At 46.0% G+C, this 15,061-nt stretch carries 17 protein-coding genes and 1 other RNA gene; 13 read left to right on the top strand and 5 right to left on the bottom strand.

The features are described 5' to 3' along the window. Window positions 1-20: 20 nt before the first annotated feature. Window positions 21-476, bottom strand: coding sequence for a Z-ring associated protein ZapG (gene zapG, locus U9J37_RS08575; RefSeq protein WP_038215686.1), 456 nt, complete (start codon window positions 474-476; stop codon window positions 21-23). A gap of 152 nt (window positions 477-628) precedes the next feature. Between zapG and zapE the strand changes: the two genes are divergently transcribed. The 8 genes from zapE to sspB all read left to right on the top strand — a co-directional run bounded on the left by zapE (window position 629) and on the right by sspB (window position 6,962). Next, entirely contained in the window at window positions 629-1,732 is a 1,104-nt protein-coding gene (gene zapE / locus U9J37_RS08570; protein WP_322413794.1) for a cell division protein ZapE, read from the top strand. Window positions 1,733-1,979: 247 nt separating this feature from the next. Continuing rightward, complete coding sequence (rplM, locus tag U9J37_RS08565) at window positions 1,980-2,408, top strand: 50S ribosomal protein L13 (RefSeq protein ID WP_038139704.1); 429 nt, start codon at window positions 1,980-1,982, stop codon at window positions 2,406-2,408. Between the two features lie 15 nt (window positions 2,409-2,423). Further along, window positions 2,424-2,816, top strand: coding sequence for a 30S ribosomal protein S9 (rpsI, locus tag U9J37_RS08560; protein WP_005436094.1), 393 nt, complete (start codon window positions 2,424-2,426; stop codon window positions 2,814-2,816). A gap of 333 nt (window positions 2,817-3,149) precedes the next feature. Beyond that, window positions 3,150-3,743 (top strand): ubiquinol-cytochrome c reductase iron-sulfur subunit, encoded by a 594-nt coding sequence (petA, locus tag U9J37_RS08555; RefSeq protein WP_038139701.1) that lies wholly within the window; start codon window positions 3,150-3,152, stop codon window positions 3,741-3,743. Next, complete coding sequence (locus U9J37_RS08550; RefSeq protein WP_005476328.1) at window positions 3,743-5,008, top strand: cytochrome b; 1,266 nt, start codon at window positions 3,743-3,745, stop codon at window positions 5,006-5,008. The genes petA and U9J37_RS08550 overlap by 1 nt, the downstream gene beginning before the upstream one ends. Further along, the gene (locus U9J37_RS08545) at window positions 5,005-5,742 is read left to right on the top strand and encodes a cytochrome c1 (RefSeq protein WP_005476335.1); all 738 of its coding nucleotides are present in this window, start codon (window positions 5,005-5,007) and stop codon (window positions 5,740-5,742) included. Before U9J37_RS08550 ends, U9J37_RS08545 begins: the two co-directional genes overlap by 4 nt. Window positions 5,743-5,839: 97 nt before the next feature. Next, window positions 5,840-6,475, top strand: coding sequence for a stringent starvation protein SspA (gene sspA, locus U9J37_RS08540; RefSeq protein WP_038139696.1), 636 nt, complete (start codon window positions 5,840-5,842; stop codon window positions 6,473-6,475). Between the two features lie 10 nt (window positions 6,476-6,485). Then, on the top strand, window positions 6,486-6,962 hold the full coding sequence (sspB, locus tag U9J37_RS08535) for a ClpXP protease specificity-enhancing factor (protein WP_038190848.1): 477 nt from the start codon (window positions 6,486-6,488) through the stop codon (window positions 6,960-6,962). A 50-nt stretch (window positions 6,963-7,012) separates the two neighbouring features. On the opposite strand, the gene U9J37_RS08530 is transcribed toward sspB, so the two are convergent. The 4 genes from U9J37_RS08530 to U9J37_RS08515 are packed head-to-tail and all read right to left on the bottom strand — an operon-like array spanning window position 7,013 to window position 10,350. Then, complete coding sequence (locus U9J37_RS08530; protein WP_005476329.1) at window positions 7,013-7,585, bottom strand: BON domain-containing protein; 573 nt, start codon at window positions 7,583-7,585, stop codon at window positions 7,013-7,015. Window positions 7,586-7,589: 4 nt separating this feature from the next. Then, entirely contained in the window at window positions 7,590-8,180 is a 591-nt protein-coding gene (locus U9J37_RS08525; protein WP_005476318.1) for a phosphoheptose isomerase, read from the bottom strand. 3 nt (window positions 8,181-8,183) lie between these two features. Further along, complete coding sequence (locus tag U9J37_RS08520) at window positions 8,184-8,549, bottom strand: YraN family protein (protein ID WP_005476331.1); 366 nt, start codon at window positions 8,547-8,549, stop codon at window positions 8,184-8,186. After that, on the bottom strand, window positions 8,536-10,350 hold the full coding sequence (locus tag U9J37_RS08515) for a penicillin-binding protein activator (protein WP_005476341.1): 1,815 nt from the start codon (window positions 10,348-10,350) through the stop codon (window positions 8,536-8,538). The genes U9J37_RS08520 and U9J37_RS08515 overlap by 14 nt, the downstream gene beginning before the upstream one ends. Before the next feature lie 63 nt (window positions 10,351-10,413). Here U9J37_RS08515 and rsmI point away from each other — a divergent pair, with 63 nt between their 5' ends. The 5 genes from rsmI (at window position 10,414) to U9J37_RS08490 (ending at window position 15,054) form a co-directional block, all read left to right on the top strand. Further along, window positions 10,414-11,277, top strand: a complete 864-nt coding sequence (rsmI, locus tag U9J37_RS08510; protein WP_038139690.1) for a 16S rRNA (cytidine(1402)-2'-O)-methyltransferase — start codon at window positions 10,414-10,416, stop codon at window positions 11,275-11,277. A 149-nt stretch (window positions 11,278-11,426) separates the two neighbouring features. Next, window positions 11,427-11,869: RNase P RNA component class A (rnpB, locus tag U9J37_RS08505), an RNA gene on the top strand. A gap of 186 nt (window positions 11,870-12,055) precedes the next feature. Then, entirely contained in the window at window positions 12,056-13,006 is a 951-nt protein-coding gene (gene rsmH, locus U9J37_RS08500) for a 16S rRNA (cytosine(1402)-N(4))-methyltransferase RsmH (RefSeq protein ID WP_005476340.1), read from the top strand. A 6-nt stretch (window positions 13,007-13,012) separates the two neighbouring features. Continuing rightward, the gene (gene ftsL / locus U9J37_RS08495) at window positions 13,013-13,330 is read left to right on the top strand and encodes a cell division protein FtsL (protein WP_005476338.1); all 318 of its coding nucleotides are present in this window, start codon (window positions 13,013-13,015) and stop codon (window positions 13,328-13,330) included. Further along, window positions 13,327-15,054 carry a peptidoglycan glycosyltransferase FtsI gene (locus tag U9J37_RS08490; protein WP_005476342.1) on the top strand — a complete coding sequence of 576 codons (1,728 nt, stop codon included), beginning with the start codon at window positions 13,327-13,329 and terminating at the stop codon, window positions 15,052-15,054. Before ftsL ends, U9J37_RS08490 begins: the two co-directional genes overlap by 4 nt. Window positions 15,055-15,061 lie beyond the last annotated feature (7 nt).

Here is a 15,061-nt window from a genome sequence, read left to right as displayed (position 1 = left end):
AGTTCAGCAAATTTTCTGCCTTAAGACGCTTTAGCTGTCACGACTTGTTCAGAGTCGAGAATTTCTTTCTTCTCTTCTTTCAATAGACCTGTTGCACCTGAGGCGTAATCTTTCGGGGCTTCATTCGGGCTTTCGTCAGTCTCTTCGTTAACGACTAACTCAGGCTTAGATTGTTCGGCAACCTTTTTATTAAACGGGTTGTCTTGAACTGGAATATTAGGAAGTAGCTCAGATGAAGTCTTCGTCATGTGTTGGTAGAGTTTTGTGTACTCTTTACCCAGTGAGTCCAACATATCGGCTGTTTGTGCAAAGTGGTCAGCCAGATCTTGCTTTTGTTGTTCCAACTCAAATTTTGCGGTTTCTAATTCTTTTTGGGTGCTTTTTTGTTTCTTGTATCCTGGTGTCGTTAGACGAGAAACGATGACACCTAACAGAGTTCCAACAAGCAAACCAACTAGGGCGTAAATCCAAGGCATATTAGCTCCTTATTGTTGTTATTTAACATGTTTATTACTACTTAGTTACACATGTTCAGTCGACATGGTACTATGAGAACTTCAGCCAATAAAGAAAAATGCATGTGCTCTACATAGCAGTTTCCACTCTTCTTCTGTAGGTCCTTGAAGTCATGACGCCCTTAGATAGCTATAAAAAAGACATAAAAGAGCATGGTTTTCAGCAAGATGACGCTCAGCTGCAAGCCGTAACCGCCTTAGATACGCTTTACCATCAATTCGTTCAATATGTGAATACGCCTGTTGAGAAGGTGACTGGGTGGAAAAGCTGGTTTGCAAAGAAACCTGAGCCACCGACCGCACCAAAAGGACTCTATTTTTGGGGGGGAGTTGGTCGTGGGAAAACCTACTTAATGGATACCTTCTTCGATGCTTTGCCATCAGAGAAAAAAATGCGAGTGCACTTTCATCGCTTTATGTATCGGGTTCATGATGAGCTCAATGCATTGGGCGATGTCAACGATCCCCTCGAGTTAGTGGCGGATACTTTTAAAGCCGAAGCGGAAATTATCTGTTTCGACGAGTTCTTTGTTTCTGATATAACCGATGCGATGATCTTGGGCACTTTATTTCAAGCCCTGTTTGCTCGGGGAGTCGTATTGGTGGCGACATCGAACATTCCGCCGCATGACTTGTACCGCAATGGGTTGCAAAGGGCTCGATTCCTCCCTGCAATAAAACTAATAGAAGAAAATTGCATTGTGCTTAATGTCGATAGTGGTATTGACTATCGATTACGTACGTTAGAGCAAGCGGAAATCTACCATTATCCGTTGGATGAACAAGCGAACAAAAATCTACACCGCTATTTTGAGCAGCTTGTCGGTGAAGCGCGAAAAGGAGAGCGAGTGATTGACATTAATCATCGCCAGATTGATGTGGTTGAGACTTCTGAGGGCGTATTACATGCAACGTTTGGGCAACTGTGTCAGACAGCGCGTAGCCAAAATGACTATATTGAACTGTCTCGGATCTATCACACTGTGCTGCTAGCGGATGTAAAACAGATGGACAGAACCATTGACGATGCAGCTCGTCGCTTTATTGCCTTGGTCGATGAGTTTTACGAGCGTAACGTAAAGCTGATTATCTCCGCGGAGGTTGCTTTAGAAGAGCTATATACCAGTGGACAACTCGAGTTTGAATTCAAGCGCTGCCAGTCTCGTTTGATCGAAATGCAGAGCCATGACTACTTGGCGAGAGAGCATTTAGCATAACGCTTTGATGAAATAGTAGCGGTTTGAAAAAAAATCGATTTTTTCCTCAAAAAAAGGTGATTTTTTCTACTGACTTCTCTATAATCCTGCGACCCACCGTTACTGCAGACCTTGATTATCGAAGGTATTTCGACATAACGGGTCGAGAGTGCCAACCACTCGAAGGGGTGTTGACTGGACTCTTAGTCAGTGGGAGCTTTTGGCTCCTTTAAGTGTAAATTTAAATAATTAACGGGTTATTATTAGCATGAAAACTTTCGTTGCTAAACCAGAAACTGTAAAACGCGACTGGTACGTTGTAGACGCTGAAGGTAAAACTCTTGGCCGTCTAGCAAGTGAAATTGCATCTCGCCTACGTGGCAAACACAAAGCTGAATACACTCCACACTGTGACACTGGTGATTACATCATCGTTGTTAACGCGGAGAAAGTTACTGTAACTGGTAACAAAGCTAAAGGTAAGATTTACTACCGTCACTCTGAATTCCCAGGTGGTCTTAAGTCAATCAGCTTCGAGAAGCTAATTGATCGTAAGCCTGAGATGGCTCTTGAGCTAGCAGTTAAAGGTATGCTACCACGTGGTCCTCTAGGCCGTGCTATGTACCGTAAGCTGAAAGTTTACGCTGGCGCTGAGCACAACCATGTTGCTCAACAACCACAAGTACTAGACATCTAATCGGGGATTTCGAAAATGGCAGAGAATCAATACTACGGCACTGGCCGTCGCAAAAGCTCAGCTGCACGTGTTTTCATTAAACCAGGCAGCGGCAACATCGTAATCAACAAGCGTAGCCTTGATGAGTACTTCGGTCGTCCAACTTCTCGCATGGTTGTTAAACAACCTCTAGAGCTAGTTGAACTAACTGAGAAACTAGACCTATACGTTACTGTTAAAGGTGGCGGTATTTCAGGTCAAGCAGGTGCTATCCGTCACGGTATCACTCGCGCTCTAATGGAATACGATGAGTCTCTACGTCCTACTCTACGTGCAGCTGGTTACGTTACTCGTGACGCTCGTTGCGTTGAACGTAAGAAAGTTGGTCTACGTAAAGCACGTCGTCGTCCACAGTTCTCTAAGCGTTAATTTCCTCTTTACAGGAAATTTACCGCTCCAGTTTTATTACTGGAATTGTGGTTCAAAGCTCGGCTCTATGCCGAGCTTTTTGTTTTTCTACGCAAAAAAAAATCCCTTCTAACCTCTCGCTTTTCCTAAGTTTTGTTTTAGTTATGTCCCTTTTGTGACCTCACTGGCGATTCGCCTCACAAATGTTACAAAAAGGTAGCTTTATCTTGTCAAAAAGTAGGGTTTTATTTATCATTTGCCATCAAATAAATACAACTAAATTCGTATTTTGTTAGCCATGCTCTTTAAGCGGAATAACAATAGTCCACAAGGAGCAAATGGGAGAATGTTTGGATGAGCAATGCGCCTTTAAATAACGGTCGCAGACGTTTTCTAACTGCTACAACAGCTGTTGTTGGTGGTTTAGGAGCCGCTGCTGTCGCCGTTCCTTTTATTAAATCTTGGAACCCAAGTGAAAAAGCAAAAGCTGCGGGTGCCCCTGTCGAAGTTGATATTGGTAAACTCGAGGAAGGGCAGATGGTACGTGTTGAATGGCGTGGTAAACCTGTTTGGGTTGTCCGTCGTGCACAATCTGTCGTAGACACGCTTAAAGAATTGGATGGTCAACTCCGTGACCCTTCATCTGGTGAAGAACAACAACCGACTTATGCTCAAAACGCTTACCGCTCAATTAAGCCTGAGTATTTCGTTGCTGTTGGTATCTGTACACACCTTGGTTGTTCACCGACTTATTTGCCTGACAGTTTTAGCGAACAAGTTCAGGGTGTGAAATCAGGTTTCTTCTGTCCATGTCATGGCTCTAAGTTTGATATGGCTGGTCGTGTATTCCAAGGCGTTCCTGCGCCGTTGAACCTAGTTGTACCTAAACACATGTACCTGAGCGATACCAAGATTCTAATTGGTGTTGACGAAGGAGGGGAGGCATAATGCAAGCTCTACTTGATTGGGTAGAAAAACGCATACCCGCAATGAATGCGTACAAAAAGCACCTTTCTGAGTACCCAATGCCAAAGAACTTCAACTTTTGGTATTTATTCGGCTCACTGGCAATGCTTGTTTTGGTTAACCAAATCCTAACGGGTATTTGGCTAACCATGAACTACGTTCCATCTGGTGATGGCGCTTTTGCGTCAATTGAATACATCATGCGTGATGTTGAGTATGGTTGGCTACTGCGTTACATGCACTCAACGGGCGCGTCTGCCTTCTTTGTTGTTGTATACCTGCATATGTTCCGTGGCTTAATCTACGGCTCATACCAGAAGCCACGTGAGCTACTATGGATCTTCGGCATGCTTATCTTCCTTGTGTTGATGGCAGAAGCATTCATGGGCTACCTACTACCTTGGGGACAGATGTCTTACTGGGGTGCTCAGGTAATCATTTCACTATTCGGTGCAATTCCTGTTATTGGTGATGATCTAACACTATGGATTCGTGGTGACTACGTAATCTCTGGTGCGACACTAAACCGTTTCTTCGCTCTTCACGTTATCGCGCTACCAATCGTACTTCTGCTGCTTATCGTTCTACACGTACTCGCACTACACGAAGTGGGTTCAAATAACCCAGACGGTATTGAAACCAAACTGCCAAAAGGCACGATGGGCGATGACTACAAGACGCAGTTCAAGTTCCACGATTACTACTCTAAGAAGTATGACATCATTGATTCAGTGCCTTTCCATCCTTACGGTACGGTGAAAGACCTGATTGGTGTGGCTGGTTTCTTGTTCTTGTTCTGTTACGTGTTGTTCTTCAACCCTGAAATGGGTGGATACTTCCTTGAGCCACCTAACTTTGAAGCAGCAAACCCACTGAAAACACCAGAGCACATTGCTCCAGTATGGTACTTCACACCGTTCTACGCGATTCTGCGTGCCGTTCCAGATAAACTACTCGGTGTTATCGCTATGGGTGCGTCGATTGCGGTTCTGTTTGTTCTGCCTTGGTTAGATCGCTGTCGCGTTCGTTCTTACCGCTACCGCAGTAAGTTCCATTTATTCAATATCATCCAGTTCACGATCAGCTTTATCGCGTTGGGTATTCTTGGTGCGCTTCCAGCAACACCAACATACACGCTATTAGCTCAGATCTTCAGCTTAGCTTACTTCATGTTCTTCGTATTGCTGTTCTTCTACAGTAAGAACGAAGCGACTAAGCCTCTACCAGAAAGGGTGACATTCAAATGAAAAAATGGATTGTAATTTTATTTGCAATGCTGCCGTCTCTGGCGATGGCAGCGGGTGCGAACGTACCACTCGACAAAGCAAACAATGACTTGAGTGACCAAGCTTCGCTTCAAAACGGTGCCAAACTGTTTATGAACTATTGTTTTGGTTGTCACTCTGCCCAGTATCAGCGCTATGAGCGTGTGGCTCGTGATATCGGTATCCCTGTTGAGCTTCTAAAAGATAACCTAATCTTCGATCCTGAAGCGAAAGTAGGTGATTTGATGGTTAACTCAATTCCACAGGATTCAGCGGCGAAATGGTTTGGTGCTCCACCACCAGATCTAACGCTAGTAGCCCGTGTTCGTGGTACTGACTGGCTATACACGTACCTTCGTTCATTTTATGCGGACCCAAGCCGTCCGTTTGGTGTGAACAACGTTGTTTTCCCTAGCGTTGGTATGCCACACGTATTGGAAGAGCTACAAGGTATTCCGACGCCAGTGTATGAAACACACGTGGTTGATGGCGAAAAAGTGACAAAAGTTGTTGGCATCGAAAGCGATGGCACAGGTGAACTAAACGATGAAGAATACGACAATGCAGTTCGCGACCTCGTTAACTTCCTTGAGTATTCTGGTGACCCTGTGAAACTAGAGCGTCACGCTTTAGGCTGGTGGGTAATGGGCTTCTTGGTCATCTTCACCATCGTTGTGGTTCTACTTAAGAAAGAGTATTGGCGTGATGTGCACTAATTGTGCTACGATACCGTGCTAATTCCCAATTTTTAATCTTTACAATGGAGGCTTAGCCTCCATTGTTTTTATCGTTGTAAGTGTGCTGGAGGGCTCCATGGCTGTAGCTGCCAATAAACGTTCTGTGATGACTCTATTTTCAAGTGCATCTGATATGTATAGCCATCAGGTACGTATTGTTCTGGCTGAGAAAGGTGTAAGTGTTGAAGTAGAGCTTGTTGATGAGACAAATCTACCTGCCGAGCTTATCGAACTTAACCCATATAAAACAGTACCAACTCTAGTTGATCGTGAGCTAGCGCTTTACGACTCAAAGATCATCATGGAATACCTAGATGAGCGTTTTCCTCATCCTCCGTTGATGCCTGTATACCCAGTTGCTCGTGGTAACAGCCGTCTGATGATTTACCGTATTGAGAGAAACTGGTACACATTGGCTGAAAAAGTAGTGAAAGGTTCTGCTGAAGAAGCGGAAGCTGCACGTAACAAGTTACGTAATGATCTACTGACGCTTGCTCCAGTATTCGCTGAGTACGAGTACTTCATGAGCGAAGAGTTCAGCCTTATCGATTGTTACCTAGCACCATTATTGTGGCGTCTTCCTCAACTTGGTATTGAGTTGACAGGTCCTGGTTCAAAAGAGCTAAAAGTGTACATGAACCGAGTGTTTGAACGTGATTCATTCCTAGCTTCTCTTACTGAAGCTGAGCGTGAAATGCGTCTAGCTCGCTAATCAATTACTGATGGATATTTCAAACATGACTCCACGTCGACCGTACATGCTTCGCGCATTTTACGATTGGCTCGTGGATAATGATTTAACGCCGCATTTGGTTGTAGCGGCGACATTACCGGGTGTTCGTGTCCCTGATGAGTTTGTTCAAGATGGTCAAATCATTTTGAACATCGCTCCTCGCGCGGTGGGCAATCTTGAGCTCGGCAATGAAGCGATTACGTTTAATGCGCGTTTTGGTGGGCGACCACATTCAGTTATTGTTCCGTTGTATGCTGTTCAAGCGATCTATGCACGTGAAAATGGTGCAGGAACGATGTTTGAACCTGAAGACGCTTACATTGGCGAGTTTGAAGAAGACGACGAGATGATTGTGGAAGAAGACCTTTCTCCATTATCTGTCGCGTCTGAATCGGAAGATAACGACACTGGCGAAGAGGAACCACCTCGACCTAAAGGCCGTCCGAGTTTACGCGTTGTAAAATAAGCGTAAGAATATTAAAAAGCAGCGAGTTTTCGCTGCTTTTTTTGTGCCTGTTATTCATTGCCTACTTGAAAGGCTTTTATTACTTGCTTCACGCCAGAGGTATTACGCGCAATGTCTGTGGCGATATTCGCGTGCTGCTCTGACACATAACCCAAAAGATACACCTCTTTGTCTTCTGTAATGACTTTTATCTTTACGCCGTTTAGCTCAGCATTGGCTAAAAGTGCAGACTTCACCTTAGTGGTAATCCAGCTGTCGTTACTAATTTCACTGATAGACAATGGTTCTTTGATTTTGAGTTGATTGTGAATGGTTTTGACTCCTTTCACTTTACGAGCTTGTTGCTCAAATTGCTCGCTTAGTTGAGGAGTATTGGCTTGACCAAGTAATATAACCGTCCCGTTGTACGAACTTGCTGTGACACGAGCGTTACCACGAAATGGCGCTTTATTGCCTAATCCGGTGATTTCGAACTCGATGTTATTGTCGTTCCAAATTTCTTGAGTAGTACGTGGGTCAATAACGATACTGGCTGTTGTCGCCGCGCCTGCTACAAGTAGACCTGCACACCCTGTGATATTGAGTGCGAGTACAGCCACTAATAAACCTTTTAATAGCTTCATAAATTTACTCTTCGTGAGCTGGAAACAATACTTGGTCGATAAGATCGCATAAGCAATGCAGTGTCACCATATGCACTTCGTGAATTCTCGCCGTTCTGTGAGAAGGAATACGAATTTCGACGTCATTTTCGCCGAGTAAGCCAGCCATTTCGCCACCGTCTTTACCTGTAAACGCGATAATGGTCATGTCGCGTGTCACTGCAGCTTCCATAGCTTTAATGATGTTTTTGCTGTTACCGCTAGTGGAAATCGCTAGCAGGATATCGCCAGCTTGACCGAATGCACGAACTTGCTTGGAGAAAATCTCCTCATAGTGATAATCGTTGGCGACGGCTGTAAGTGTTGTGATATCCGCAGTTAATGCCATGGCTGGTAAACTAGGGCGTTCTGTCTCGAAGCGATTGAGTAGGCAAGAGACAAACTGCTGGGCATTTGACGAAGAGCCGCCATTTCCGCAGCATAGGATCTTGTTTCCGTTCAGTAAGCTTGCAACCATGGCTTGCGCGGCATGAGTAATGGCATCAGGCAGTGCTTCAGCCGCTGCGATTTGAATTTGAATGCTCTCTGTAAAGCTGTCTTTAATGCTATCTAGCATTGATTATCCTTGAGTAATTGCGTTTTTAATCCACTCGACCTGTTTTCCATGCTGATGGATAGCAACGAGATCAAAGCGAAAGTCAGTTGAATAGACGGACAGGCCATTTTTCATCAACCACACGTTAGCCGCTTTCAAAATTCTTTGTATTTTACTTCGTGTGACGGTCTCAGCAGCGTGGCCAAAAGTTTGCTGGGCTCGATAGCGAACTTCGACAAACACGAAGGTGTTGCCATCGCGCATAATAAGGTCGAGCTCTCCGCCCTTAGCGTGAAAGTTTCTCTCAATTAATGAGAAGCCGCAACTGATTAGATGCTTTTCAGCAACGGCTTCGTAGTGTTGCCCTTTACTACGCTTACTTAGCAGCACCGTGCTCAGCCCAGCTAATTTCACGTTGGACTACACAGTTTTCATCGATGGTGAGTATGCCTGTGTTGCCGTCAATGGCATAGCCAGGAACAACTTTCATCTGAGGTAATTGTTCCATTAGGCGATACGCGTCCATACCTAGCGCTTGTAGGCGTTTCTTGGCGTTTGAGTTGCGAGGCCAAAGTTGATCCATTTGTGCTTTGAGCTCAGCGTTCGGATGCACAAGTAGGGGAATATCACCATAGCTTACACCGGTCAGGTCTTCATATTGCTGACGACCGCTGTTGCTGCGAGAGTTTGAGTACAGTTTCGGTGGTAGGGTGTCTGGGTTTATTGCAACCTCGATAAATGGTTTGATCAGTGTTAACTCCGCACTATTGGCCACAATGTAGACCGCATCGATATCGCGGCGACTGCGTGGTTGGCTTTCTAAGGGAACATTCAATAGTGCATCCATTTGGGCAATGTGTTGCTGGCTGTCTTGTAACCCGAAGACTTGGTTGATATTGCGCTGAAGTTGGCGCTTATCGCCAAATAGATTGACGGCGACTTTGTTACTACTGTGTTTCTTCCACTCTGCTTCAAACGCTTCGATGACGCGATCACCGAATCGACCTTGAGGAGCAAGAATTAGCGGGAATTGATAGCCTTGTTTCGCAAGATGTTTTGCTGCTTGAGCGACTTCTTGTTCGGGAGAAAGCGCGAGATAACAGGTGCTTGTACTCGCTTCAATTTCTTCGGGAATGTTTAACGCTAGCATTGGCATCGGCTTGGCAAAATTTTCCTCAGCACGCTGCAGTTTTTCGATGTTGTCTTTGACCAGAGGGCCGACGACAAAATCGATGTTCTTCTCGATGAGTTCCTTTTCAAGCTCTTCGATGGATACGGCATTGGTATCAATGACGGTTAAGGTTGCATTTTCATCACGATCGTCATCATTCATCATTTCCAGAATGAAGCCGTCACGGATTAACTGAGACTGAGTAGCGAACTTGCCGGTTAAAGGCAGTAGAAGCGCGGTATTAACGGGTTTAGTGATCTCTAAAGAGAGAATGTCTTTAATCGATTGTGGCGTGTAAGTTGCTGCTGGGTGGCTAGGGTTATCGGCTAGCCATTGTTCGATAGAAGATTGAAGTTCAGCCAATGAACCCGAAAGAGTTTGGCTGTAGTTGGCCAACGCTAACCAGCCGGAAAATACAGCATCGTTGCTTTGTGGTGACAGCGAAACTTGAGGAGTGGTTGAAACACGCGCGAGATTTGCCCAAATGCTGTCAGCAATAAACTGTTGTTCTGCAATGGCTGCGTAACGACTTTCAAGGCTGAGTTCACGAGCAGCAGCGTAGTAATCTCCCTGTTTCACAAACAATGAGGCGCGAACCTGATGGTATTCCTTCCATTGCTCATCTGCAAGTTGCCAGTTGGTACGGAAGTTGAGCAGTGCAAGCGCTTCATCATGCTGCCCTTGTTTAATCAACAGCTCAGCACGCGCTAATTGCCATTCGGCTTGTTGCATGTTGGTCAAGTTCTGGCGGGAGAGCCGCTTAATTAGCAACTCCGACTGAGTTGTGTCGTCTGCGGCAATAGAAGCTTTCAGAGCCATGATTAACCAATCATTTTGTAAACTGCCAGTGCTACTGTCTGCACGCATTAGGTAAGTTTGCAGCGGTTGATTTGGATCTAAGGTGATATCAACGGATTGAGGCGTTGATGGACCTGAGCTACAAGCTGTTAATGCAACAGCAAGGGCTACAGGAGTGAGTAAGCGTGTTACACTGAGTCGCTTATGGTTTTTCATGGCCATGAGTTCTTAGTTAATTCCGTATAAAATTGTGTCTATATTAATCGTTGAAGTGATGGTAAACAAATGACAGATAACAAAACCTTACCAACCGAGGTCCCAACTCTCTATATTGTCCCTACTCCCATAGGCAATCTAGGTGATATCACTCAACGCGCAATAGACGTTTTATCTAGTGTGGACCTGATTGCAGCAGAAGATACACGCCATACTGGCAAGCTATTGTCTCATTTTGCAATCTCGACCAAAACTTTTGCTCTCCATGATCATAATGAACAGCAAAAAGCGCAAGTACTGGTTGAGAAACTTTTAGCGGGCCACTCAATTGCATTGGTTTCTGATGCAGGTACACCATTAATCAGTGACCCAGGGTATCACTTGGTGACAAAGTGTCGTCAAGCGGGCGTTAAAGTTGTTCCTCTGCCTGGAGCATGTGCGGTGATTACGGCACTAAGTGCATCTGGTCTACCGTCTGACCGTTTTAGTTTCGAAGGGTTCTTGCCAGCCAAAAGCAAAGGGCGCAAGGATAAGTTTCTCGAGATTGCGAAAGCAGAGCGCACTTGTGTCTTCTACGAGTCGCCACATCGAATCCTCGATTCTTTGGATGATATGCTAGAGATTCTTGGACCCGATCGCGAAGTGGTTTTGGCGCGTGAGTTGACCAAAACCTTTGAAACTATTCAAGGTATGCCATTGGCTGAGTTGGTTGAATGGGTAAGAGCGGATGAAAACCAACAGCGTGGAGAAATGGCGTTGTTGATTCACGGATACCGTGCGGCGATTGATGATTCGTTACCGGAAGAAGCAACCCGTGCGCTTGGTATTTTAGTGAAAGAGCTCCCACTAAAGAAAGCGGCTGCAATGGCAGCGGAAATCTACAACCTAAAGAAAAATGCGCTCTACAAATGGGGCCTAGAGAATCTCGACTAATTGAGCGAGATAATGTGAGTCGAGCTCAAAGGTCTCGGCTCATTTTTCTTTAACGACTGCGCTCGTTTTCTGTTCACTTGGCTCTCAGATTTCATCTAATCTGTGATCTCGCTAGACACTTCACTCTGAACTCTATACAATCCGCCCTCGGAGCTGACTGGGTAGCCGCTGCTTTGTTGATGTCCTTCGGGAGACTGACGTTGAGGTCCTTTGGGAGACTGACGTTGACGTCCTTCGGGAGACTGACAAGGGGGAGGAAAGTCCGGGCTTCATAGAGCAAGGTGCCAGGTAACGCCTGGGGGGCGCAAGCCTACGACAAGTGCAGCAGAGAGAAGACCGCCGATGGCCCCTATTTTCGAATAGCGGTGCACAGGTAAGGGTGAAAGGGTGCGGTAAGAGCGCACCGGACGACTAGTAATAGTTCGTAGCAGGGTAAACTCCACCTGAAGCAAGACCAAATAGGCCTCCACATTGCGTTGCTCGCGTAAGGAGGCGGGTAGGTTGCTCGAGCCAGTGAGTGATTGCTGGCCTAGACGAATGGCTACCGCCGCGCAAGCGGAGACAGAACCCGGCTTATGTGTCGGCTCCACCTATTCGAGACCCATCGTAACTTTGTTGTTATGATGGGTTTTTTGCTTTTAATTGACCGATTTTATTTTCGAACCATTAAACTTAGCGCAAAATCACGTGTTCTCGCTTGCTAGTGGTGGCGATACGCCATTAAATCAGTACACTGGAAAGTCCGAATTCGTCAATGCGTCAGCCACATGAGATAACTATGATCGAAGCATTTAAACACATATCTGTACTCCTCCATGAATCCATCGATGGTTTAGCGATTAAACCAGACGGTATTTACATTGATGGTACATTCGGTCGCGGTGGTCACAGCCGTACAATTTTGTCTCAACTGGGTGACAATGGCCGCCTTTACAGTATTGATAGAGATCCTCAGGCCATCGCTGAAGCAGCAAAAATTGATGATCCTCGTTTTACCATCATTCATGGCCCATTTTCTGGAATGGCAGAGTATGCCGCTGAGTACGGACTGGTGGGTAAAGTTGATGGTGTGTTGCTTGATCTTGGTGTCTCGTCCCCTCAGCTTGATGATGCAGAGCGTGGCTTTAGCTTTATGAAAGATGGCCCGCTTGATATGCGAATGGACCCAACGTCGGGGATTCCGGTTTCACAGTGGCTGATGGAAGCGGATCTTGATGATATCACTTGGGTGATCCGTGAGTTTGGTGAAGACAAGCATGCTCGACGTATTGCTAAAGCGATCGTGGCGTACCGTGAAAACGAAGAAAATGAGCCGCTCACGCGTACAGGTCAATTAGCGAAGCTAATCTCTGACGCTGCGCCAAAGAGTTTTAAAGAGAAAAAGCATCCAGCGACTCGCGCATTTCAAGCGTTTCGTATTTACATCAACAGTGAGTTAGAAGAGATTGATACCGCGCTAAAAGGGGCGGCAAGCATTTTGGCTCCTGAAGGTCGTTTGTCGGTGATCAGTTTCCATTCTCTGGAAGACCGTATGGTGAAGCGTTTTATTCGTAAAGAGAGCAAAGGTCCTGAAGTGCCACACGGCATTCCAATGACCGAAGAACAAATCAAAGCACTCGGCAGCGCCAACATGAAGCCGATCGGCAAAGCCATCAAACCATCCAAGAATGAAGTGGAAGTGAACGCACGCTCACGAAGCTCTGTGTTACGTATTGCTGAAAAACTGTAATTTCCAATGAGCAAGTCTGCGCCTAATCTCGCTAAAATTATTGCACTCGATCTGATTACGGTAGGTCGGGTGCCGTTGGTTTTGTTGGTGCTTATTTTTGCCAGTGCAATGGGAGTTGTTTTTACCACTCACCACACCCGTCAGGCGATCACGGAAAAAGACCAAGCGTTAATGGAGCGTGAACGTTTAGACAATGAGTGGCGCAACCTGTTGTTAGAGGAAACCGCTCTAGCTGAACATAGCAGAGTTCAAGCGGTTGCTAAGCAGGATCTCGAAATGATGCGTCCTGAATCAGACAAAGAAGTCATTATTCAACTCCCATGAGCAAAAAGAAAGTCACCCCCGTCCAAACCTCAGAAGTGAGTCAGCCACCAACGTTGATACGTTGGCGTTTTAACCTTGTGCTTTGCTGTGTTTTTATCGCGTTTTCGGCCTTGGTGGGGCGTATTGCTTATATTCAAATTATCGAGCCAGACAATTTGATCAAGCAGGGTGACTTACGTTCTGTTCGTGCAAAAACGTTGCACTCAGCCCGTGGTATTATTTCCGATCGCAATGATGAACCACTTGCTGTCAGTGTGCCCGTTGAAGCGGTTTGGGCCGATCCTGTGACCATCTTTAAAGAAGGTGGATTAAGTGACATAGACCGTTGGCATGCACTTGCCGACGTCCTTGGCATTAAACGCGGTGAATTGATCGAGAAAATCAATCGCAACAAGAAACGTCGCTTTATTTATCTTCAGCGTCAGGTGAGTCCTGCGATGGCGCACTATATTCGAGAATTGAGACTCGCAGGGGTTGGCTTAAAAGCAGAATCTCGTCGCTATTATCCTGCCGGTGAAGTTAGTGCCCACCTTGTCGGAGTGACGGGTATTGATGGCCATGGTCTTGAAGGGGTAGAGAGAAGTTACGACAAGTGGCTCACCGGAGAGGCGGGCAAGCGCATTATCCGTAAAGACCGCTATGGACGCGTTGTTGAAAACATCTCACTGGAAGAGCGTGAAGAGGGTAAACCCCTAAAATTGACGATCGATCAACGTATCCAAGCCATCGCTTATCGAGCGATTAAACAAGCGGTTGCAGATTATCGCGCGACTTCTGGCTCTGCCGTTATCCTCGATGTGAAAACTGGCGCTGTATTAGCCATGGTGAACGCACCTTCCTATAACCCTAACAATCGTTCTGATTTGCAATCGGCAAAAATGCGCAACCGCGTGATCACCGATGCCTTTGAGCCGGGCTCCACGGTTAAGCCTTTTGTCGTGTTGGCGGCGCTTGAAAATGGCGTTGCCGACGATGATACCGTGATTGATACCGGCAATGGCATCATGCAAATTGGTGGCAGCCGCGTACGAGATACTTCTAAGGTGGGCAAAGCCGATCTTACTACGATCCTTAAAAAATCGAGTAACATTGGTGTCGCGAAACTGGCGCTTGATATGCCGTTAGAGGCTTTATTAGGAATGTACAGCTCGGTGGGCTTTGGTGAAGTATCGGGTCTTAACTTGGTTGGTGAGACTCAGGGTATTTTCCCCAATCGCCGCCGCTGGTCTAAATTTGAAATCGCGACGCTCTCGTTCGGTTATGGTCTCACCATCACTCCACTTCAGCTTGCCCACGCTTATGCGACATTAGGTAACTTTGGTAAATACCAGCCTATTCACATTATTGAAAATAATGACCAAGACTTCTCAAGACAGGTGATTGACAGTGACAATGCCCATAAGGTTCTTGCTATGCTGGAGACGGTCACTCAACCTGGCGGTACCGCAACAAAAGCGGCAGTACCAGGGTATCGAGTCGCTGCTAAAACTGGTACCTCAAGAAAAGCGATTGCGGGCGGCTATGGTGATGAATACTTTGCCTATACCGCAGGAGTCGCACCAGCAAGTGACCCGAGAGTGGCACTGGTTGTCGTGGTTAACGAACCACAAGGCGACAACTATTACGGCGGTTCGGTGGCTGGCCCCGTTTTTTCAGAGATTTTAAAAGGCACGCTGCAAATATTGAATGTGGCGCCTGACGAAAACAGATTTAAAGAAAATTAATAGAGAC

It is taken from the genome of Vibrio sp. 16, assembly GCF_963681195.1.
GTDB lineage: Bacteria > Pseudomonadota > Gammaproteobacteria > Enterobacterales > Vibrionaceae > Vibrio > Vibrio sinaloensis_D.
Note: the sequence above shows the minus strand (reverse complement) of the source record. Positions and strands in the feature narration are given on the sequence as shown.

Excerpts from the sequence above, each read along its gene's own strand:
- sspA (WP_038139696.1), top strand. The coding sequence starts at position 5,840 with ATGGCTGTAGCTGCCAATAAACGTTCTGTGATGACTCTATTTTCAAGT.
- zapG (WP_038215686.1), bottom strand. The coding sequence starts at position 476 with ATGCCTTGGATTTACGCCCTAGTTGGTTTGCTTGTTGGAACTCTGTTA.
- U9J37_RS08530 (WP_005476329.1), bottom strand. The coding sequence starts at position 7,585 with ATGAAGCTATTAAAAGGTTTATTAGTGGCTGTACTCGCACTCAATATC.
- rsmI (WP_038139690.1), top strand. The coding sequence starts at position 10,414 with ATGACAGATAACAAAACCTTACCAACCGAGGTCCCAACTCTCTATATT.
- petA (WP_038139701.1), top strand. The coding sequence starts at position 3,150 with ATGAGCAATGCGCCTTTAAATAACGGTCGCAGACGTTTTCTAACTGCT.
- ftsL (WP_005476338.1), top strand. The coding sequence starts at position 13,013 with ATGAGCAAGTCTGCGCCTAATCTCGCTAAAATTATTGCACTCGATCTG.
- sspB (WP_038190848.1), top strand. The coding sequence starts at position 6,486 with ATGGATATTTCAAACATGACTCCACGTCGACCGTACATGCTTCGCGCA.
- zapE (WP_322413794.1), top strand. The coding sequence starts at position 629 with ATGACGCCCTTAGATAGCTATAAAAAAGACATAAAAGAGCATGGTTTT.
- rpsI (WP_005436094.1), top strand. The coding sequence starts at position 2,424 with ATGGCAGAGAATCAATACTACGGCACTGGCCGTCGCAAAAGCTCAGCT.
- U9J37_RS08515 (WP_005476341.1), bottom strand. The coding sequence starts at position 10,350 with ATGGCCATGAAAAACCATAAGCGACTCAGTGTAACACGCTTACTCACT.
- U9J37_RS08490 (WP_005476342.1), top strand. The coding sequence starts at position 13,327 with ATGAGCAAAAAGAAAGTCACCCCCGTCCAAACCTCAGAAGTGAGTCAG.
- rsmH (WP_005476340.1), top strand. The coding sequence starts at position 12,056 with ATGATCGAAGCATTTAAACACATATCTGTACTCCTCCATGAATCCATC.
- U9J37_RS08545 (WP_005476335.1), top strand. The coding sequence starts at position 5,005 with ATGAAAAAATGGATTGTAATTTTATTTGCAATGCTGCCGTCTCTGGCG.
- U9J37_RS08550 (WP_005476328.1), top strand. The coding sequence starts at position 3,743 with ATGCAAGCTCTACTTGATTGGGTAGAAAAACGCATACCCGCAATGAAT.
- U9J37_RS08525 (WP_005476318.1), bottom strand. The coding sequence starts at position 8,180 with ATGCTAGATAGCATTAAAGACAGCTTTACAGAGAGCATTCAAATTCAA.
- rplM (WP_038139704.1), top strand. The coding sequence starts at position 1,980 with ATGAAAACTTTCGTTGCTAAACCAGAAACTGTAAAACGCGACTGGTAC.